The 19,417-nt window shown below is 69.7% G+C and carries 15 protein-coding genes; 12 read left to right on the forward strand and 3 right to left on the reverse strand.

Annotation, left to right across the window (positions count from 1 at the left end):
- Positions 1-113: 113 nt before the first annotated feature.
- From ABDW61_RS13545 to ABDW61_RS13555, 3 genes are all read left to right on the forward strand, one after another.
- Positions 114-1,931: an acyl-CoA dehydrogenase gene (locus ABDW61_RS13545; RefSeq protein ID WP_343639335.1), complete on the forward strand. Its 1,818-nt coding sequence runs from the start codon at positions 114-116 to the stop codon at positions 1,929-1,931.
- Positions 1,932-1,966: 35 nt separating this feature from the next.
- Positions 1,967-2,758 carry an SDR family oxidoreductase gene (locus ABDW61_RS13550; protein ID WP_343639337.1) on the forward strand — a complete coding sequence of 264 codons (792 nt, stop codon included), beginning with the start codon at positions 1,967-1,969 and terminating at the stop codon, positions 2,756-2,758.
- A gap of 141 nt (positions 2,759-2,899) precedes the next feature.
- On the forward strand, positions 2,900-3,358 hold the full coding sequence (locus ABDW61_RS13555) for a PaaI family thioesterase (protein WP_343639338.1): 459 nt from the start codon (positions 2,900-2,902) through the stop codon (positions 3,356-3,358).
- 22 nt (positions 3,359-3,380) lie between these two features.
- On the opposite strand, the gene ABDW61_RS13560 is transcribed toward ABDW61_RS13555, so the two are convergent.
- Complete coding sequence (locus ABDW61_RS13560) at positions 3,381-4,634, reverse strand: hypothetical protein (protein ID WP_343639340.1); 1,254 nt, start codon at positions 4,632-4,634, stop codon at positions 3,381-3,383.
- Positions 4,635-4,863: 229 nt separating this feature from the next.
- On the opposite strand from ABDW61_RS13560, the gene ABDW61_RS13565 reads away from it, so the two are divergent.
- From ABDW61_RS13565 to ABDW61_RS13595, 7 genes are all read left to right on the forward strand, one after another.
- Positions 4,864-5,883 carry an NADP-dependent oxidoreductase gene (locus ABDW61_RS13565; protein ID WP_343639342.1) on the forward strand — a complete coding sequence of 340 codons (1,020 nt, stop codon included), beginning with the start codon at positions 4,864-4,866 and terminating at the stop codon, positions 5,881-5,883.
- Complete coding sequence (locus ABDW61_RS13570; protein ID WP_343639343.1) at positions 5,883-6,353, forward strand: GNAT family N-acetyltransferase; 471 nt, start codon at positions 5,883-5,885, stop codon at positions 6,351-6,353. Before ABDW61_RS13565 ends, ABDW61_RS13570 begins: the two co-directional genes overlap by 1 nt.
- Entirely contained in the window at positions 6,350-7,315 is a 966-nt protein-coding gene (locus ABDW61_RS13575; RefSeq protein ID WP_343639344.1) for a glutathione S-transferase family protein, read from the forward strand. Before ABDW61_RS13570 ends, ABDW61_RS13575 begins: the two co-directional genes overlap by 4 nt.
- A 29-nt stretch (positions 7,316-7,344) precedes the next feature.
- Positions 7,345-8,238 carry an SDR family oxidoreductase gene (locus ABDW61_RS13580; protein ID WP_343639346.1) on the forward strand — a complete coding sequence of 298 codons (894 nt, stop codon included), beginning with the start codon at positions 7,345-7,347 and terminating at the stop codon, positions 8,236-8,238.
- Between the two features lie 103 nt (positions 8,239-8,341).
- Complete coding sequence (locus ABDW61_RS13585; RefSeq protein ID WP_343639348.1) at positions 8,342-9,610, forward strand: TIGR03862 family flavoprotein; 1,269 nt, start codon at positions 8,342-8,344, stop codon at positions 9,608-9,610.
- Between the two features lie 77 nt (positions 9,611-9,687).
- The gene (locus tag ABDW61_RS13590; protein WP_343639350.1) at positions 9,688-10,917 is read left to right on the forward strand and encodes a Fic family protein; all 1,230 of its coding nucleotides are present in this window, start codon (positions 9,688-9,690) and stop codon (positions 10,915-10,917) included.
- Positions 10,918-11,065: 148 nt separating this feature from the next.
- Positions 11,066-11,395: a tetratricopeptide repeat protein gene (locus ABDW61_RS13595; protein ID WP_343639351.1), complete on the forward strand. Its 330-nt coding sequence runs from the start codon at positions 11,066-11,068 to the stop codon at positions 11,393-11,395.
- 28 nt (positions 11,396-11,423) lie between these two features.
- On the opposite strand, the gene ABDW61_RS13600 is transcribed toward ABDW61_RS13595, so the two are convergent.
- Positions 11,424-13,025 carry a M20/M25/M40 family metallo-hydrolase gene (locus ABDW61_RS13600; RefSeq protein ID WP_343639352.1) on the reverse strand — a complete coding sequence of 534 codons (1,602 nt, stop codon included), beginning with the start codon at positions 13,023-13,025 and terminating at the stop codon, positions 11,424-11,426.
- A 90-nt stretch (positions 13,026-13,115) separates the two neighbouring features.
- Positions 13,116-14,939: a M4 family metallopeptidase gene (locus tag ABDW61_RS13605; RefSeq protein WP_343639354.1), complete on the reverse strand. Its 1,824-nt coding sequence runs from the start codon at positions 14,937-14,939 to the stop codon at positions 13,116-13,118.
- Between the two features lie 380 nt (positions 14,940-15,319).
- Between ABDW61_RS13605 and ABDW61_RS13610 the strand changes: the two genes are divergently transcribed.
- On the forward strand, positions 15,320-17,017 hold the full coding sequence (locus ABDW61_RS13610; protein ID WP_343639356.1) for an acyl-CoA dehydrogenase family protein: 1,698 nt from the start codon (positions 15,320-15,322) through the stop codon (positions 17,015-17,017).
- A 53-nt stretch (positions 17,018-17,070) separates the two neighbouring features.
- The gene (locus tag ABDW61_RS13615) at positions 17,071-19,410 is read left to right on the forward strand and encodes a Tex family protein (protein ID WP_343639357.1); all 2,340 of its coding nucleotides are present in this window, start codon (positions 17,071-17,073) and stop codon (positions 19,408-19,410) included.
- The last annotated feature ends 7 nt before the right edge of the window (positions 19,411-19,417 follow it).

Raw genomic sequence — 19,417 nt, forward strand, 5'->3', positions numbered from 1 at the left:
GGCTGACGCCGGCCCCCTCAGGGGGCGAGCCCGAGGGCCCGGCAGAGCCGGATCCCCGGGCTCCGCTTGAGATGTCGGCGGGACAAGCCCCGCCTCCTTCGTGAGGTGCGCTCATGCGCCAGACCCTGGACTTCCTGCTGTATGACTGGCTGAAGGTCGACCGACTTTCGGCTCGCGAGCGCTTCTCGGAGCATTCGCGGGAGACCTTCGACGCGGTGCTCGACACCTGCGAGAAGATCGCCCGCGAGAAGTTCGCGCCGTTCAACCGCCTCGCGGACACCGAGGAGCCGCGCTTCGATGGCGAACGCGTCCATCTGCCCCGGGCCACGCATGAGGCGCTCGCGGCTTATGTCGGCTCCGGCATGCTGGCCGCCGCGCAGGACTACGAGCACGGCGGCATGCAGCTCCCGTGCGTCGTCGAGATGGCCGCCAACTGCTTCTTCAGCAAGGCCAGCGTGGCCATGGGCGGCTACGCGATGCTCACCAACGGCAACGCCAACCTGCTGATGGCGCACGGCACGCCGGCGCAGCGCGCGGTGTTCGCCATGAATGAATTCGGCGGGCGCTGGTTCGGCACCATGTGCCTGTCCGAACCGCAGGCGGGCTCGTCGCTGTCGGACGTCGCCACGCGCGCCGAGCCCGATGGCGACGGCTTCGAGGCTGATCCGCTGGGGCCGCGCTACCGGCTGACCGGCAACAAGATGTGGATCTCCGGCGGCGAGCACGAGCTCACCGAGAACATCGTCCATCTGGTGCTCGCGAAGATCCCGGGCCCCGATGGCAGGCCGCTGCCCGGAACGAAAGGCATCTCGCTGTTCATCGTGCCCAAGCACCTCGTCGACACGGACGCCCGCCTGACCGGCGAGCGCAACGACGTGACGCTCGCGGGCCTGAACCACAAGCTCGGCTATCGCGGCACGACGAACTGCCTGCTCAACTTCGGCGAGGGCCGCCACACCCCGCGCGGCCGGCGCGGCGCGATCGGCTACCTCGTCGGCCAGCCCGGCGAGGGCCTGCGCTGCATGTTCCACATGATGAACGAGGCGCGCATCGGCGTCGGCCTCGGCGCGGTGATGCTGGGCCATGCCGGCTACGAGGCCAGCCTCGACTACGCGCGCCAGCGCCCGCAGGGCCGGCCGATGACCGCGGCCGGCAAGGACGCGGCCCAGCCGCAGCGGCCGATCATCGAGCACGCCGACGTCAAGCGCATGCTGCTGGCGCAGAAGAGCTACGTCGAGGGCGGGCTCGCGCTGGAGCTGTTCTGCGCGCGCCTCGTCGACGAGCAGCACACCGGCACCGCCGACGAGTCCGCGGCGGCGAAGCGGCTGCTGGAGGTGCTCATCCCGATCGCCAAGAGCTGGCCCAGCGAGTGGTGCCTGGAGGCCAACTCGCTGGCGATCCAGGTGCTGGGCGGCTATGGCTACACCCGCGACTTCCCGGTGGAGCAGTACTGGCGCGACAACCGCCTGAACATGATCCACGAGGGCACGCACGGCATCCAGGCGCTGGACCTGCTCGGCCGCAAGGTCGTGATGGACGGCGGCCAGGCGCTGATGGCGCTGGCCGCGCGCATCAGCGAGACCGCCCAGCGCGCCGGCCAGGTGCCGGGTCTTGCCGAGGCGGGCAACGAGCTGGGCGCGGCGCTGGCGGCGGTCGGCGGCGCGACCAAGAAGGCCTGGTCCACCGGCGAGCCGGAGGAGGCGCTGGCCAATGCCACGCCTTATCTGCAGGCCTTCGGGCACACGGTGCTGGCATGGATCTGGCTCGACGTCGCGCTGGCGCTCGAGGGCCGCGACGACGACTTCGCCCGCGGCAAGCGCGCCGCGCAGCGCTACTTCTTCGCCTACGAGCTGCCCAAGGTCGCGGCCTGGCTGGGCGTGGTCGCGCGGCGCGAGGCGCTCACCCGCGAGATGCAGGACGCCTGGTTCTGATCCCCGCCCCCATTCGAACCGACGAGGAGACGACGATGAGCAGCAAGGTGCAAGACCTTTTCGACCTGAGCGGCCAGGTGGCCCTGGTGACCGGCGGATCGCGCGGGCTGGGCCTGCAGATCGCCGAGGCGCTGGGCGAGGCCGGCGCGACGCTGATGCTGAGTTCGCGCAAGGCGGCCGACCTGGAGGAGGCGGCCGCGCATCTGAAGGCGCGTGGCATCGACGCGCAGTGGATCGCCGCCGACGCGTCCGATGAGGCTCAGGCCCGCGGCATCGTCGAGCAGACGATGGCCAGGCTCGGGAAGATCGACATCCTCGTGAACAACGCCGGCGCCACCTGGGGCGCGCCGGCCGAGGATCACCCGGTCGAGGCCTGGGACAAGGTGATGGACCTGAACGTCCGCAGCCTGTTCGTGATGAGCCAGGAAGTGGCGCGCCGCAGCATGATCCCGCGCCGCTCGGGCCGCATCATCAACGTGGCGTCGATCGCGGGGCTGGGCGGCAACAGCGGGATGATGAAGACCATCGCCTACAACACCAGCAAGGGCGCGGCGGTGAACTTCACCCGCGCGCTGGCCGGCGAGTGGGGGGCCTATGGCATCACCGTCAACGCGCTGGCTCCGGGCTTCTTCCCCAGCAAGATGACCAAGGGCCTGATGGCGGCGATCGGCGAGGACAAACTGGCCGAGCACGCGCCGCTCAAGCGCATCGGCGATGATGAGGACCTCAAGGGCGCCGCCCTGCTGTTCGCGAGCCGCGCCGGGAAGCACATCACCGGGCAGATCCTCGCGGTCGATGGCGGCGTGTCCGCCGTCCACGGCAGTTGAGTGGCTCCGCCCCCTACGCGCTTCGCGCGCCCCCCCACCGGGGGGCAGCCCGAGAGGACCGGCGGAGCCGGTCCTCCGGGCTCTGCTGGGTTGGGGGGCGAGGTGCCGAGGTGGCGCGTCTGTCTGTGATTCGAGGTTGTTGTGACTGAAGAGCCGTCGCTTAAGTTTCCCGTCCATATCCCCTTCGTTCAGCAGCTGGGCTTTGAGCTCGTGCGCATCGACGACGGCGAGGCCGAACTGCGGGTCGACATCCGCGAGCTGCATCTGAACTCGTGGGAGGTGGCGCATGGCGGCGTGCTGATGACGCTGCTGGACGTGGCGATGGCGCATGCGGCGCGCAGCATCCACCGCGACCAGCCCGGCTTCGGGCCGGGCGTGGTGACGGTGGAGATGAAGACCAGCTTCATGCGCCCCGGCGAGGGCGCGCTGCGTGCGGTGGGCCGGCTGCTGCACCGCTCGACCACGATGGCCTTCTGCGACGGCTCGGTCTATGGCGAGGACGGCAAGCTCTGCGCGCATGCGACCGGGACTTTCAAATACCTGAAGGCGCTGCCCGGAAAGGGCCGCAGCCTCAAGGCGCTGCAGCGCAGCGAGGACTGACGGCGGCTTCGTCGTTTGAGCGTCAGCCGCCCGGCGCCCGTCCACGCGGCGTCTGCGGACGGTTTGGCAACGGCGGTTCCTTGTGACCCGCCTCGGAGGCCAGATTCCGCACGACGTTCATGGCATCGACCAGAGGGGCGATCCTCTCCGGCGTGATCTCCATCCGCGTGTTCGGCAAACGCTTGGCCAGAATCCCCTGCGCCGAGATGAACAACAACCGCTGCTTTTCCGTCAAGAGTTGCCGCGGCGTTTGGACCAGCACGCTTGCCACGGCGTCTGCATCAACGGACGACATCGAGCATCGGGGATCCGGGCCCTCTCTGTTGGCGTGGTTCTTACTCCAGGCTTCGAGCAGGCGCACCGCCCTCCACGCCTTGTCGATCTCCGCTTCTGTCGAGAGTTGCCTCGGTTGAGGAGCGGGGCGGTTGATCGGTTCACGTTGACGAAGGCTGACCTGCTGGAGGGACGACGGCTGGTTCTCGTAAATCGGGTGCGCCGTGATCGCGGGGCTCGGGCTCATGTAGCCGCTATCGTCTGCGCTTTGCCGCGCCCGGCCGATCGCTGGCTGATTGGCATGTGCCGGGCGGTCACGCAGGTTGGAGCCCGGCGTTTCATAGATGCCGCCGCTGCGTTTAGGAGGTACGTCGTAGATGCCGCCGCCGCGTTTGGCCGGCACGTCGTAGATGGGATCGCCGCGCTTTGGCGGCACGTCGTAGACGGGATCGTTGCGCTTGGGCGGCACGTCATAGATCGGGTCGCGCGCGTGCATCGTCTTGGCGACGGATTCACGCGGGCGTGGCACGTTGTCGCTCAGCTCGCCAACGGGCGAGGGGGCAGGGGCCGCCGCAGGTGGTCGCGTCAGGAGCTTGGCAACCGGCGCAAGCTTGGCGCGCGGGTGCCGGGCGTATTGGTAGTTCTCGATCGCGCGCTCCAGCGCCTGCGGCTCAATGCGCGTCGGCCGAATGTCGATCTTCAAGCTGGCCGCGAGCCCGGGGGGACAGTTGACCGGCAGGATGAGGCGCTTGCGCGGCTCCTGCAGGCGTATCAGAAGGCTGGATGGCAGGCTCTCCAGCATGCGTGCCGTGGCCAGGGACAGGTCCAGCGTGTCGGTCTTGCGGTCCAGCGCCTTCTCGATCGCGCGGGCCACCGGTTCCGTCTCCTTCTTGTGAAGCTTCTCGTTCTTCACCCACGCGCGCACCTGCTGGTCCCGAGGGGCTTTGGACGGATGGGCGCTGGCGTCGGTCCAGGGGAGGTTCGAACGGCGGAAGATCTGCATGGCGTACGGCTCGAAGGGGCTGGAATGGGGTGGTCAGTCGCCAACCCTCCCTCGAAGTTCTTGACAAGGATGTGCAGGTTCGTCATCGGCCTCGAAGGGAAAAGCACGACCGTTCTTTTCTGTCACCCGAGGGACGCGAGGGGTGGGGCGGGCGTGGTTCAATCGCCGGCATTCCGTCACGGAACGAGGCGCCGCGCGCGCCCGTCCATCACTGCCCGAGGAGTCCCCGATGAGCCAAGTGAACCGCCAGATCCTGCTGGCCTCCCGCCCGACCGGCGAACCGACCGCCGACAACTTCAAGCTGGTCGAGCAGACGATCCCCGAGCTCGCGGACGGCCAGGTGCTGGTCCGCAACCACTTCCTCAGCCTGGATCCCTACATGCGCGGCCGCATGAACGACAGCAAGAGCTACGCCACGCCGCAGCCGTTGAACGAGGTCATGATCGGCGGCACCGCCGGCGAGGTGGTGGCGTCGAAGAACGCGCACTTCGCGGTCGGCGACCAGGTCGTGGGCATGGGCGGCTGGCAGGAGTACCAGCTCGTGGACGCCGGTCAGCGCGGCGTGCTGCAGAAGGTCGACACCCGGCACGTGCCGCTGTCCGCCTACCTGGGCGCCGTGGGCATGCCGGGCGTGACCGGCTGGTACGGGCTGGTGAAGATCATCGATCCCAAGCCGGGCGAGACGGTGGTCGTCAGCGCCGCCAGCGGCGCGGTGGGCGGCGCGGTCGGCCAACTGGCCAAGGCGCGCGGCGCGCGCGCGGTGGGCATCGCCGGCGGCGCGGAGAAGTGCCGCTACGTGGTCGAGGAGCTCGGCTTCGACGCCTGCATCGACTACAAGCAGCACCGCGACGTGAAGTCGCTGTCGGCGGCGCTGAAGGCCGATTGCCCCGACGGCATCGATGGCTACTTCGAGAACGTCGGCGGCATGATCCTGGACGCCGTGATGCTGCGCGCCAATCCGTTCAGCCGCGTCGCCATGTGCGGGATGATCGCCGGCTACAACGGCGAGCCGATCCCGATGAGCGCGCCACAGCTGATTCTGGTGAACCGCATGAAGATCGAGGGCTTCATCGTCTCCGAGCACATGGCGGTCTGGCCCGAGGCGCTCAAGGAGCTCGGCACGCTGGTCGCGACCGGCAGGCTCAAGTACCGCGAAACCATCGCGCAGGGCCTGGACGCGGCGCCCGAGGCCTTCCTGGGCCTGCTCAAGGGCCGCAATTTCGGCAAGCAGCTGGTGAAGCTGGTCTGATGGCCGGCCCGGTCTGGCGCTGCCAGCGCTTCGACGACCTGGGCGTGCGCGGCCTGTACCGCGCGCTGCGTCTGCGCGCGGAGGTCTTCGTCATCGAGCAGCGCTGCCTCTACCTCGATCCGGACGGCCTGGACGAGCACGCCTGGCACCTCCAGGGCATGGGGCCGGGCGCGGACGGCGGCGAGGCGCTGCTGGCCTACGCGCGGCTGCTGCCGCCGGAGATCGGCGGCACCGCGCGCATCGGCCGCGTGATCACCGCGCCGGCCGCGCGCGGCGGCGGCCTGGGCCGCGCGCTGATGAGCCAGGCGGTGGGTGAATGCGGCCGGCTCTGGCCCGGCCAGCCGATCGAGCTCGGCGCGCAGGCGCATCTGCGCGAGTTCTACGGCAGCTTCGGATTCACGCCGGTCTCGGAGGTCTACGACGAGGACGGCATTCCCCACATCGACATGCGCAAGGAGGCGACCCCATGAACGCGGCCATCGACGATGCCACGCGCGGCCCGGCCGGCGACGACCTGGTGCTGCATCACTACGGCAGCTCGCCGTTCGCCGAGAAGGCGCGGTTGATGCTGGGTCTGAAGGGGCTGTCCTGGCACTCGGTGACGGTGCCGATGGTGATGCCCAAGCCCGACGTGGTCGCGCTGACGGGCGGCTACCGGCGCACGCCGTTCCTGCAGATCGGCGCCGATGTCTATTGCGACACCGCGCTGATCGTCGAGGTGCTCGAGCGCCGTCGGCCCTCGCCCAGCCTGTTCCCGGCCGCGATCGCGGGCCAGGCGCGGGCGCTCGCGCAGTGGGCCGACACCGAGCTGTTCTGGACGGCGCTCCCCTATGCGATGCAGCCGGCCGGTGCGACGGCGCTGTTCGCCGGCGCGCCGCCGGAGATGCTGCAGGTGTTCGTCGCCGACCGCAAGGCGATGAGCGAGGGCATGCCGCAGGTGCGCGGCATCGACGCGGGCGCCGCGCTGGCGCAGTACCTGGACTGGCTGTCGTCGATGCTGGCCGACGGCCGGCCGTGGCTGCTCGGCGGCGAGGTGAGCATCGCCGACCTCAGCGTCTATCACCCGCTGTGGTTCCTGACGAAGACCGGGCCGCTGGCCGAGGTGCTGACGCCGCACCAGGCGCTGCGCGCCTGGATGGGCCGTGTCGGCGCGATCGGCCATGGCGAACGGGCCGGCAAGCTCGATGGCGCCGGGGCCATCGCGCTGGCGCGCGCATCGACGCCGCGGCCGGCGGCGGTCGACGCGGGGCTGGGCTTCGAAGCCGGCGAACCGGTGACGGTCACGCCCTACGACTACGCCCGCGACGCGGTCGCCGGCACGCTGGCCGGACTGACGACGCGCACCGTGACGCTGGCGCGCGACGACGAACGCGCGGGCCGCGTGCATGTGCACTTCCCCCGCATCCGCTACACGCTGAAGAAGGCCGGCTGAGACCGGACCTCACGCAAGGAGACAGGCGCATGAAGGACTATCAAGGCAGGACCGCGGTCATCACTGGCGCGGGCTCGGGCTTCGGCCTGGAGGTGGCGCGCATCGCCGCCGCGCGGGGCATGAACCTGGTGCTCTGCGACGTGCAGCAGGACGCGCTGGACCGGGCGGCGGCGGAGTTCGCCGCGCATCCGGTGCTGGCACGCCGCGTCGACGTGGCCAAGGCCGACCAGATGGAGGCGCTGGCCGAGACGGTGCGCGAGCGCTTCGGTGCGCCGAACTTCGTGTTCAACAACGCCGGCGTCGGCTCGGGCGGGCTGATCTGGGAGAACGCGCTCTCCGACTGGGAATGGGTGCTGGGTGTGAACCTGATGGGCGTGGTGCACGGCGTGCGTCTGTTCACGCCGATGATGCTGGCCGCGGCGCAGGCGGATCCGTCCTGGCGCGGACACATCGTCAACACCGCGTCGATGGCCGGCATGCTGAATCCGCCCAACATGGGCGTCTACAACGTGTCCAAGCACGCGGTGGTCTCGCTCAGCGAGACGCTGTACCAGGACCTGGCGCTGGTGACCGACCAGGTGCGGGCCTCGGTGCTGTGCCCGTACTTCGTGCCCACCGGCATCACGCAGAGTCATCGCAACCGCCCCGGCGAGCAGGCCGCGGGCAAGCCGACGAAGAGCCAGCTGATCTCGCAGGCGATGACCGACAAAGCGGTGAGCGCCGGCAAGCTGACCGCGGCCGATGTCGCGCGCATGGTCTTCGATGCGATGGATGAGGAGCGCTTCTACATCTTCAGCCACCCGCAGGCGCTCAAGGGCGTGCAGACGCGGCTGGAGGACGTGATGCAGCTGCGCAACCCGACCGACCCGTTCCAGGACAAGCCCGAGATCGGCGCGCGGCTGCGCGAGTCGCTGCGCGGCTGACGGCGCAGGCGCCTGGGCGCGAGCGGGTCGGCTGCGCGCTCCGGCGAGGGTGAAGACGGCGCGCTCTGGCACACTGCGCGCCCTGCGCAGTACGCTCCCTTCCATGCCGACCACTCCCATCCCACGCTCTCGCCACGCTGTCGTCATCGGCGGCGGTCCCGCCGGCCTGATGGCCGCGGAACGGCTCGTGCTCGCCGGCGTGTCCGTCGATCTGTACGACGCCATGGCCTCCGCCGGCCGCAAGTTCCTCCTCGCGGGGAAGGGCGGTCTGAACCTGACGCACTCGGAGCCGCGGCCCGATTTCGACACGCGCTACTTCGAGCGCCAGGCCGGCGTCGCCGCCTGGCTCGACCGCTTCGACGGTGAGGCGCTGCGCGCCTGGGCCCAGGGGCTGGGTGTCGAGACCTTCGTCGGCACCTCGGGCCGCGTCTTCCCCAAGGACCTGAAGGCCGCGCCGATGCTGCGCGCCTGGCTGTCCCGCCTGCGCGCGCAGGGCGTGCGCTTCCACATGCGCCATCGCTGGCTTGGCTGGGACGCGGACGGCGCGCTGCGCTTCAATGGCCCGGACGGCGAGAGCGCCATCCGCGCAGAAGCCGTGGTGCTCGCGCTGGGCGGCGCTTCGTGGCCGCAACTCGGCTCCGACGGCCGCTGGGCGCCGCTGCTCGCCGGTGCCGGCGCGACGGTGTCGCCGCTGCGCGCGGCCAATTGCGGCTTCGATCTCGGCCCGGCGCGAGCGGGCGCAGCCGACGGCTGGTCGCCGTTCTTCGCCGAAAAATTCGCCGGCCAGCCGATCAAGCCGGTGGCGCTGAGCGCCGAAGGCGTGGACGGCCGCCGGTTCTCGCGCCAGGGCGAGTTCGTCGTGACGGCGAGCGGCATCGAAGGCTCGCTGGTTTACGCCGCGTCGGCGCTGCTGCGCGAGAGGATCGAGCGCGATGGCGAGGCGCTCGTTCACCTGGATCTGCTGCCCGGCCGCGATGCGGCATGGGTGCTGGAGCAGGTCGCGCATCCGCGCGGTTCGCGCTCGATGTCCTCGCACCTGAAGAGCCGGCTGAACATCGAAGGCCTGAAGGCCGGCCTGCTCCATGAGGTGCTCAGCAAGGACGAATACGCCGACGCGCCGACGCTGGCGCGCACCTTGAAGGCGCTGCCGCTGCGGCTGCGCGGCGCGCGTCCGGTGGCGGAGGCGATCAGCACGGCGGGCGGGGTGACGCTGGAGTCGCTCGACGAGCGCCTGATGCTCAAGTCGCGGCCCGGCGTGTTCGTCGCAGGCGAGATGCTGGACTGGGAAGCGCCGACCGGCGGCTACCTGCTGACGGCGTCGATGGCGAGCGGCTTGGTCGCCGGCGATGGGGCCGCGGCGTTCCTGAACTGAGCGCTCATTTCAGCGGCTGAGCCGCATTTCTGAAAATGCGGCTCGCAATTTGAGCCGTAAATGCCAGAATACGGCTCATGACGACTGCGACGACCTCGAAATCCTGGATCTGGCAGCGCGCCGGATGGCCGGATTTCCGCTACGACAGCGGGACGCTGGCGCCGTTCCTGATGGAGGCGTATCTGATGCACGGCGCCATCGAAGGCAAGTCGATGGCGATCGGTCTGGGCGACGCCAGCCCGCTGGTGCTGAACGCGTTCTCGGATGAGGTGCTTGCCACCGCCGCGATCGAGGGCGAGCGTCTCTCCGCCGACACCGTGCGGTCCTCCGTCATGCGGCGCCTGGGGCTGAGCGATGCGGATCCCGTCGATCGTCATGTCGATGGATTGGTGGCCGTGGTGGACGATGCATGGGCCAACCGCGATCAGCCGCTGGACGAGGATCGCCTGTGCCGGTGGCAGGCGGCGCTGTTCCCGGGAGGCGTTTCCGTCCTTCAGCGCATCGCCGTCGGACGCTATCGCGATCACGAGGACCCGATGCTGATCGTCAGCGGCCGGCCGGGACGCGAGGTCGTGCACTACCAGGCGCCACCCTCGCGCGAAGTGCCGGCGCAGATGGCCCGCTTCCTCGAGTGGTTCGCGGCGACGGCGCCGCGCAAGGGCGTGGCGCCGCCGCTCGAAGGCCCTCGGCTCGATGGCCTCGCGCGCGCGGCGATCGCGCATCTCTGGTTCGAGAGCATTCATCCGTTCGAGGACGGCAACGGCCGGATCGGCCGCGCCATCGTGGAGATGGCGATCGCGCAGCATCTGCGTCCGCCGCGCCGGCTGCTCAGTCTGTCCAGGCAACTGCTGACGTCCCGTTCGGCCTACTACGAGGCGCTGAACCAGGCGCAGAAGGGGCCGGTGGACGTGACGCCCTGGGTGGAATGGTTCGTGCGCCAGTACACCGGGGCCTGCGACGCTGCGGGACGCGTCATCGACCTGGCCATCGAGAAGCAGCGCTTCTGGCAGATGCATGCGGTGAGCGCCTTGGGCGAGCGTCAGCGCAAGGTGCTGCAGCGCCTGCTCGACGACGGCGATGGCGGCTTCCTCGGCGGGCTCAATGCCGAGAAGTACATCAAGATGACCGGCGTCTCGAAGGCGACCGCGACGCGCGACCTGGCGGAGATGACGGCCGCCGGCCAGTTGCGCCTGCAAGGCGCGGGCAAGGCCTCGCGCTATTACGTCAACGTGCCGGGATGGCGGCACGGACTCGAGGCGGGGACGGACGGCGGGGACGCGGCTCAGGACCAGGTCGACCGGCGCTGAACCGTTTGGCGACTGTCCGATTCGTCCAAAGACCTGGCCCGAGCGGGATGGCATCCCGTCCTACAGGCTGACGTGGAGCCTTCCGGCAGAGCGCCCGCGGCGCCCCGGATAAGGTCTCGCTCAACGACTTCTTCTCTTGAGCCCGACCATGAACCACACGTCCACGACCCCCTCCGCACCGACCCGCGCCCATGCCACGTCCGCACCGGCCGAGGTGGACGACGGCGCCGCGTTCTCCGGCATCGACGCCGGCATGCTGCATTACTACCGCGCGTCGCTGCTCGAGGCGACCGGCCGCGTCACCGAGGCGCTCGAAGCCTATGAGCAAGCCCTGACCCTGGACGTGGACCTGGCCGACGCGCATTACCGGCTGGGCGTGCTCTACGAGCAGCTCAACGAGCCGGTGGCCTCGCTGTTCCACTTCCGCGCCTATCAGCAGCTGCGCGGCGCACTGGTGCAGGGGACCGCGCTGAACTGATCGCGCCGCGCGGTCCCGATTCCAGCCGTCATTGCGGCCGGTAGGTCACCTTCAGCTGGTAGTTGCCCGCCGCGTAGCCGTACAGCAGCACGTAGACGTCGCCGTTGGCCGTCATCGTGACCGAGCAGCCCTCGGTCGAGGTCGAGCCGTCCGACTTGCAGGTGTAGGTCGACGTCGTCGGCACCGCGCCCTTGCGGACGTAGAGGTCGATGTCGCCGGTCCCCGTCGTGCTCGCCGACAGGCTGCCGCCATTGGCGACCTTGAACGGACCGAAGCTCCTGCTCTGGCCGCGCGTCAGGCTGCCGCTGAAGTTCTCGGTCTTGTCGACCGGACCCGTGCCCGGACCATCGCTGCCCAGCTCCACCGCATACGCCGCCGCCAGCCGCGAGAACTTCAGCGCGTGATCGGCCTGGCTGCCCATGTTGGCGTAGGTGTCGTTGGCGCTGTGGATGTACGGGTTGTCGCCGTTGAAGCTGGACTCGAAAGGCATGCTCGCCGCATAGCCCTTGGCGTTCCAGGACGCGTGGTCCGAGCACGCATAGCCGCAGCGGTCCGTGCCCACCGTCAGCGTCGGCAGGTAGGTCGCGATCAGGTTGGACAGGAAGGTGTTCTGCGCGCTGTCGGTGTAGTCGCTGAAGAGGTAGATGTCGCTCGCCGCGCCCTTGTAGTTGGTCATGTCCAGCTGCAGCACGCCCACCACATTGGTGCCCGCCGCGGCGAAGCTGTTCGCGATGTCCTGCGAGCCGCGCAGCCCGACCTCCTCCGCCGCGTAGGCCATCAGCTTGATGGTGCGGCGCGGCTTGTAATTGGCCTGCACCAGCGCGCGCAGCACCTCGGTGAGGCTGGCGACGCCCGAGGCGTCGTCATCCGCGCCCGGCGCGCGCATCGTCTCGCCGGAGCCGCCCGACTGGTTGATCGAGTCCAGGTGCGCGCCCATGACGATCACCTCGCTGCCGTTGTCGCTGCCCTGGATCGTCGCGATCACCGACTTCTGCGCCCAGCCCGAGTGGGTGAACTGCTCGACGGTGATGTCGCTGCGGCCGCCCGCCAGCGTGGTCCAGCGCTGCTTGAGCCAGTTGGACGCGTTCACGCCGCTGCTGCTGGTGTAGTAGCGGTTGGTGTAGCCCGACAGGTCGACGATGGTCTGGCCGATGTTGCTGGCCTGCATCTGCGAAAGGATCGGCGTCACCACCGCCTGCTGGTCGATCACGTAGCTCGGCCGCGTGGCCGTGGCCGCCGCCAGGCGCTGCGCGGACAGCGGCGTGCTGTGCCGCTGCAGCGCGGCCATGCCGGCGTCGCGGCTCGGGTGGTACATGTAGCCGCCGCAGCGGCGCAACTCGTCGTGGATCGAATGGCTGAGCGAGGCCAGCGCCTCCTCGTCGATCTCGACAAGGTGGATGGTCTCGGGCTTGGCCCGGCCCGAGGCCGGGGCCGACATGGCGGATCCGTCCAGGGCCGCATCGGACGAGAGGCTGGCGACGCTGGCGACGGCGCGCGCCGCCGGACGATGCTTCTGCAACTGGGCCAGCGCGGCGTCGCCGAGGCTGATCCAGACTTTCTCGCCGGCATGGGCGGGGGTGAGCACGGCCAGGCCGAAGCACACGGCCGTGATGGCAAGGAACTGACGCATGGGATGTCTCTCCAGGCTTGGGGACAGGCATGACGAAGCCGGCGCGCGGCCCGTGCAAGGGCGGCGCGCCGGAGCGGTTTCAGCGCGGGATCAGTAGGTCGCGACCAGCGACGCGCCGGAGACGGTCCGGTACGCGTTCAGCAGCACGTAGTACGTGCCCGAGGTCGGCGAGTTGAACGTGATCGTCTCGCTGTTGGTCGAGCCGTCCGACTTCTTGTCGTAGCTCGTGGTGGTCGGCGCGGAGCCGCGGCGCACGTAGATGTCGCCATCGCCCGAGCCGCCGCTCAGCCGCACCGTCAGCGTGCTGCGGCCCGCCGGGACGTTGATGCTGTACAGCTTCTTCGAGTTGGTCGACAGCGAGATGCCGGTCACCGGCACACCGCTGGTCAGCGGAGTTGCCGTCGGGGGCGGCGTGGTGCCGCTGCAGCTCACGCCCACCGTCGCGAAGGCGGCGGTCACGTCGGCCATCGTGTAGCCGCGGTCGGTCGCGGCCTTCTCCACGCCGCAGGCGCCCTGGTTGAAGGTGCTGTTGGCCGTCCAGTACAGGCGGTTGGCGTCCACCATCACCTCGAAGGCCTTGCGCGTGTTCCAGCCCGGCTTGTTGGCCAGCAGGTAGAACGCGCGGTTGTACACGCCGCTCGAGTAGTGCACGTCCATGCCGCTGCGGTAGTCCGCGGCATTGCCGATGGAGCTGCCGTCGCGCGTCGGATCGTCGAAGTAGCGCAGCGCGCCGCTCGCCTTGAAGATCTGCGCGCCCACCAGCCAGTCGTTGCTGCCGCCATTGCGGTAGTACTCGGCGGCTTCGCCGGCCATGTCGGAGAAGGCTTCGTTCATGCCGCCCGATTGGCCGGAGTAGGTCAGGCCCGAGTTCTGCTCGGTGAAGCCGTGGCTCACCTCGTGCGCGGACACGTCCAGCGAGACCAGCGGGTAGAACGTCGAGCCGCCGTCGCCGAAGTTCATGCCGGCGCCGTCCCAGAACGCGTTCTCATAGTTGCTGCCGTAGTGCACCCGCATGTAGAGCGTGCCGGTCAGCGGACGCAGGTTGAACCAGTCCCGGTACATGTTGAAGATCACGCCGCCGAAGAAGTGCGCGTCGTTCAGCGGCGAGTAGGCGCCGTTGATCTGCTTGTACTCGTTGCGCGGGCAGGTGAACTGGAACGGCGTGTTGCTCGCGCCGGTGCTGCCGTTGAGGTTGACGGTGATGACGTTGCCATCGCTCATCTGGCACGAGTCCGTGACCTGCAGCGCAGGGTAGTTGGTGCCGTACTCGTAGCGGCCGGTCTTGGTGTTGCCGCCGGGGCCGGTGGCGTCGCGGTGCGCCAGGCCTTCCCAGCGCTCCAGCACGGCGCCGGTGGTGGCGTCGATCATGAAGTGCGGACGGCTCGGCGTCTTGGTGTCCTCGCGCAGGAAGGACACCAGGTAGAACAGCTGGGCCTGGTTGCGCGCGTTCAGCCGCACGTAGAGCTTGACCTGCTCATTGGCGGTCAGCACCGCGTTGACCGCGCCCTTGGCCTGCGCGAGCGCGCCGGCGGCGGTCAGGCTCGGCTGCGCCGTGGCCAGGTCCTGGTGGATGTTGCTCAGCATCGTGCCGGAGTAGCGCGACGTGCCGGCGCGGGTGTCGCGGTGCTCGACCACGCCTTCGCCCCAGACGGGCACGCCTTGGTAGAACTGCTGATGCCGGGTGACGACCTTGCCGTTCGCATAGGTCTGGCTGCGCAGCGCCTGCAGGTCGCCGGCCGCCAGGCCGAGCGCGGTGGCCGCGTTCTGGGGAGCGCTGGAGGCGCGCATCTGGGTGTTCACCGGGGACGTCTCGTCGAGCTGGACGCGGTCCGCGGCGATCGCCTGGCAGGCGGCGGTAGCCGCGACGGCGACGAGGGAGGCGCGCAGCGCGCGCTGGATGAATGCCTGTGTCATATGCCTCTTTCTTCCGTGTTGGATCGGTGAGATCTCCCGAAGAAAAATGGCCGGACTCGCTCGGATGTGAACGGGAGCGGCCTCCTCCGTTCGCGGCCCATGATGAGGTCGCCCCGGATGTTGTTGGAGGTGCGGCTGGCGCCGCGTCCCGAATGTCGCCGGATGCCCCGGAGAACCCGGGGTCGTGTGTGGTGGTAGCCGTCGACCAGCGCGAATGTAGGGGCAAGTTCAAGCGCTTTCGGCCTGTCAGGCCTGACATCCGGGCTAACCCTGGAAGGCGCCGGCGCGGGCATGCCATTCGCTCGCGTACGCGCGTAGACGCTGGACTAGACTGCCGCGACCCTTGTGCGATGGACGGGGAAACCCGGGAGAGGCAACAGATGGCAACGATCGCTTCCAAGAGCACCGCGAATACCCACGCCGCCAACCCTGGATGGCGCACGCACGAGGTCACGAACCAGGTCGACGAGCTCAGCGGCCACTCGCTGCTGGCGACCGATCCGGCGCTGAGGGAGGCGCTCGAGCGCGCCGGCGCCGCGGCCTTCATACCGGCGCTGTCGGCGTACGCCGTCGAACTGGGCCGCCCCGAGACCGCCGCGATCGCCGAGCGCATCAACCGCGTCACTCCGGTGCTGGAGAGCTTCGACAAGCGCGGCCGCCGCATCGACCGCGTGGAGTTCGACGCCGGCTGGCACGCGCTGCTCGCGATGTACCGCCAGGCCGACCTTGTCGCGATGCCGTTCCGCGACGAGCGTCCCGGCCGCTGGGCGGCGTGGGCCGCCGGCTTCTACCTGCACGGCCAGGTCGAGGCCGGCACGCTGTGCCCCGCGACGATGACGCAAGCGAGCATCCCGGTGCTGCGCCGCGAGCCCGCGCTGTGGGAGGCGCTGCGCGAGCAGCTGTTCAGCACGGCGTACGACGGGCGCGACCTGCCGCTCGCACAGAAGCGCTCGATCTGGCTGGGCATGGGGATGACCGAGAAGCAGGGCGGTTCCGACGTGCGCGCCAACACGACGCGCGCCGAGCCGGCCGGCGCCGGCGGCCGCGGCGCCGAGTACCGCCTCACCGGCCACAAGTGGTTCTTCTCGGCGCCGATGTGTGACGCGCACCTGGTCGTGGCCAAGACGCCGGATGGCGCGCCGGGCTGCTTCTTCGTGCCGCGCTGGCGGCCGGACGGCACGAAGAACGCGGTGCATATCCAGCGTCTGAAGGACAAGGTCGGCAACCGCAGCAACAGCAGCTCGGAGGTCGAATTCCAGGACGCCTACGGCGTGCTGATGGGCGAGGAAGGCCGCGGCATCCCGACCATCATCGAGATGGCAACCCACACGCGCTTGAACTGCGTGGTGGGCAGTGCGGCGATGCTGCGGCAGGCGCTCGCGCAGGCGTTGCACTACGCGCGCCATCGCAGCGCTTTCGGCAAGCGATTGGTCGAGCAGCCGCTGATGCGCGCGGTGCTGGCCGACCTGGCGCTGGAGAGCGAGGCCGCGATGCAGCTGAGCCTGCGTCTGGCGCAGGCCTTCGAGCATCAGGACGATCCGCGCGAGCGGACCTGGATGCGGCTGGTCACGCCAGCGGCGAAGTTCTGGGTCTGCAAGCGCGCGGTGGAACTGACCGGCGAGGCGATGGAGGTCCTCGGCGGCAACGGCTACATCGACGACGCGATCATGGGGCGGCTCTATCGCGAGGCGCCGGTCAACTCGATCTGGGAAGGCTCCGGCAACGTGATGTGCCTGGACGTGATGCGCGCCGTCGCGCGCGATCCGCAGGCCTTCCTCGCGCTGCTCGACGAGATCGGCCAGGCGCTGGCCGAGGACCGCGCGGCGCGCGCGGAGCTCGACGCGCTGCGCGCGCTGCTGGCCACGCCGCCCGAGCAGCTCGAGGCGCTGGGCCGGCGGCTCGCCTCGCGCCTGGTGGTGCTGGCGCAGGCCGCGCTGCTGCGGCGGCACGCGCCCGCCTTCGTCGCCGACGCCTTCATCGCCAGCCGCCTCGATCCCCAGTGGGGCGCGGTCGCCGGGACGCTCGACACCCGCGCCGTCGACGTCGAGGCGCTGTTGCACAGGGCCTTCCCGGCGTGACCTAAACTCCCGCGCTTTCGTTGCTCATCGGGCCGGTCGGCCCCGCCGCTGTTTTGGACAAGATCCTCCTCCAGATTGCCGCCGAACTGAAAGTCCGTCCGGCCCAGGTCAACGCCGCCGTCGAACTCCTCGACGGAGGAGCCACCGTCCCCTTCATCGCGCGCTACCGCAAGGAAGCCACCGACGGCCTCGATGACATCCAGCTGCGCGAGCTGGAAGCCCGGTTGAGCTATCTGCGCGAGCTCGAGGACCGCCGCGAGGCGGTGCTCAAGTCCATCGAGGAGCAGGGCAAGCTCACGCCGGAACTCGCCGCCGCCATCGCGGCCGCGCCGACCAAGCAGGAGCTCGAGGACCTCTACCTCCCGTACAAGCAGAAGCGCCGCACCAAGGGCCTGATCGCACGCGAGGCCGGCCTGGAGCCGCTCGCCGACAAGCTGTTCGCCGATCCCTCGCTCGATCCGATGACCGAGGCGGCCGGCTTCCTCAATCCCGACGCCGGCTTCGCCGATGCCTTCGCGGTGCTCGACGGCGTGCGCGACCTCTTGTCGGAGCGCTGGGCCGAGGACGCCGCGCTGATCGGCAAGCTGCGCGAATGGCTGTGGGAGGAGGGCCTGTTCAAGTCGAAGCTGATGGACGGCAAGGACGAGAACAACCCCGACATCTCCAAGTTCCGCGACTACTTCGACTACGCCGAGCCGATCCGCACCGTGCCCTCGCACCGCGCGCTGGCCGTCTTCCGCGGCCGCACGCAGGAGTTCCTTGACGCCAAGCTGGCGCTCGACGAGGAGCTCGTGCCCGGTCAGCCCTCGCTGGCCGAAGGCCGCATCGCGCGCCACCTCGGCTGGAGCCACGCCAAGCGCGCCGGCGATGAGCTGATCCGCAAGACCATCGCCTGGACCTGGAAGGTCAAGCTGTCGCTGAGCCTGGAGCGCGACCTGTTCGCCCGCCTGCGCGAGGAAGCCGAGAAGGTCGCGACCAAGGTCTTCGCCGAGAACCTGCGCGACCTGCTGCTGGCCGCACCGGCCGGCAAGCGCGTCGTGATGGGCCTGGACCCCGGCATCCGCACCGGCGTGAAGGTCGCCGTGGTCAGCGACACCGGCCGCGTGCTCGACACCTCGACCGTCTATCCGCACGAGCCCAAGCGCGACTGGGAAGGCTCGATCCACACGCTGGGCCGGCTGTGCGCCACGCACGGCGTCAACCTGATCGCGATCGGCAATGGCACCGCCTCGCGCGAGACCGACAAGCTCGCCGCCGACCTGATCAAGCGCATCCAGTCGATGTCGCCGGAGACGGTGATCGAGAAGGTCGTCGTCAGCGAGGCCGGCGCGTCGGTGTACTCGGCGTCGGAATTCGCGTCCAAGGAGCTGCCCGACCTCGACGTCTCGCTGCGCGGCGCCGTGTCGATCGCGCGCCGCCTGCAGGACCCGCTGGCGGAGCTGGTGAAGATCGATCCGAAGTCCATCGGCGTCGGCCAGTACCAGCACGACGTCAACCAGAGCGAACTCGCGCGCACGCTGGACGCGGTGGTCGAGGACTGCGTGAACTCGGTGGGCGTCGACCTGAACACCGCGTCCGCGCCGCTGCTGTCGCGCGTGTCCGGCCTCTCGGCCGGCGTGGCCGCCTCCATCGTGCGCTGGCGCGATGCCAACGGCGCGTTCCGCAACCGGCAGCAACTGCTCGACGTCACCGGCCTGGGGCCCAAGACCTTCGAGCAGGCGGCCGGCTTCCTGCGCATCCGCGACGGCGACAACCCGCTGGACGTGAGCGGCGTGCACCCCGAGACCTATCCGGTGGTGGAACGCATCCTCGCCAAGGTCGAGCGCCCGATCACCGACGTGATGGGCAAGTCCGACGTGATCCGCGCGCTGAAGCCGGAGGCCTTCGCCGACGAGCGCTTCGGCGCGATCACGGTGAAGGACATCCTCGGCGAGCTGGAGAAGCCGGGCCGCGATCCGCGTCCCGACTTCAAGGTCGCGCGCTTCAACGACGGCGTCGAGGACATCAAGGACCTGAAGGAGGGCATGGTGCTGGAGGGCACGGTGTCCAACGTGGCGCAGTTCGGCGCCTTCGTCGATCTGGGCGTGCACCAGGACGGCCTGGTCCACGTCAGCCAGCTCGCCAACAAGTTCGTCAATGACGCCCGCGAGGTGGTCAAGACCGGCGACATCGTCAAGGTGAAGGTGCTGGAGGTCGACCTGGCCCGCAAGCGCATCTCGCTGACGATGAAGCTGGACGCACAGGCCCCGCGCGGCGGCGCGAAGGCGGACAACAGCTTCCGCCCCGCCGGCCGCAACGAGCGCCAGGGCGGTCATCGCCCGGCCGGCGGCCGCGACGCGCAGGCGCCGGTCGGCAACGCGATGGCCGCGGCCTTCGCCAAGCTCAAGCGCTGAGCCTTGT

The sequence above is a fragment of the Roseateles sp. genome (assembly GCF_039595595.1).
In the GTDB taxonomy this organism is placed as follows: domain Bacteria; phylum Pseudomonadota; class Gammaproteobacteria; order Burkholderiales; family Burkholderiaceae_C; genus Roseateles.

Coding starts and splice junctions, on each gene's coding strand:
- ABDW61_RS13600 (WP_343639352.1), bottom strand. CDS start 13,025: ATGCGTCAGTTCCTTGCCATCACGGCCGTGTGCTTCGGCCTGGCCGTG.
- ABDW61_RS13585 (WP_343639348.1), top strand. CDS start 8,342: ATGCCGACCACTCCCATCCCACGCTCTCGCCACGCTGTCGTCATCGGC.
- ABDW61_RS13605 (WP_343639354.1), bottom strand. CDS start 14,939: ATGACACAGGCATTCATCCAGCGCGCGCTGCGCGCCTCCCTCGTCGCC.
- ABDW61_RS13570 (WP_343639343.1), top strand. CDS start 5,883: ATGGCCGGCCCGGTCTGGCGCTGCCAGCGCTTCGACGACCTGGGCGTG.
- ABDW61_RS13565 (WP_343639342.1), top strand. CDS start 4,864: ATGAGCCAAGTGAACCGCCAGATCCTGCTGGCCTCCCGCCCGACCGGC.
- ABDW61_RS13610 (WP_343639356.1), top strand. CDS start 15,320: ATGGCAACGATCGCTTCCAAGAGCACCGCGAATACCCACGCCGCCAAC.
- ABDW61_RS13545 (WP_343639335.1), top strand. CDS start 114: ATGCGCCAGACCCTGGACTTCCTGCTGTATGACTGGCTGAAGGTCGAC.
- ABDW61_RS13550 (WP_343639337.1), top strand. CDS start 1,967: ATGAGCAGCAAGGTGCAAGACCTTTTCGACCTGAGCGGCCAGGTGGCC.
- ABDW61_RS13575 (WP_343639344.1), top strand. CDS start 6,350: ATGAACGCGGCCATCGACGATGCCACGCGCGGCCCGGCCGGCGACGAC.
- ABDW61_RS13580 (WP_343639346.1), top strand. CDS start 7,345: ATGAAGGACTATCAAGGCAGGACCGCGGTCATCACTGGCGCGGGCTCG.
- ABDW61_RS13590 (WP_343639350.1), top strand. CDS start 9,688: ATGACGACTGCGACGACCTCGAAATCCTGGATCTGGCAGCGCGCCGGA.
- ABDW61_RS13595 (WP_343639351.1), top strand. CDS start 11,066: ATGAACCACACGTCCACGACCCCCTCCGCACCGACCCGCGCCCATGCC.
- ABDW61_RS13560 (WP_343639340.1), bottom strand. CDS start 4,634: ATGCAGATCTTCCGCCGTTCGAACCTCCCCTGGACCGACGCCAGCGCC.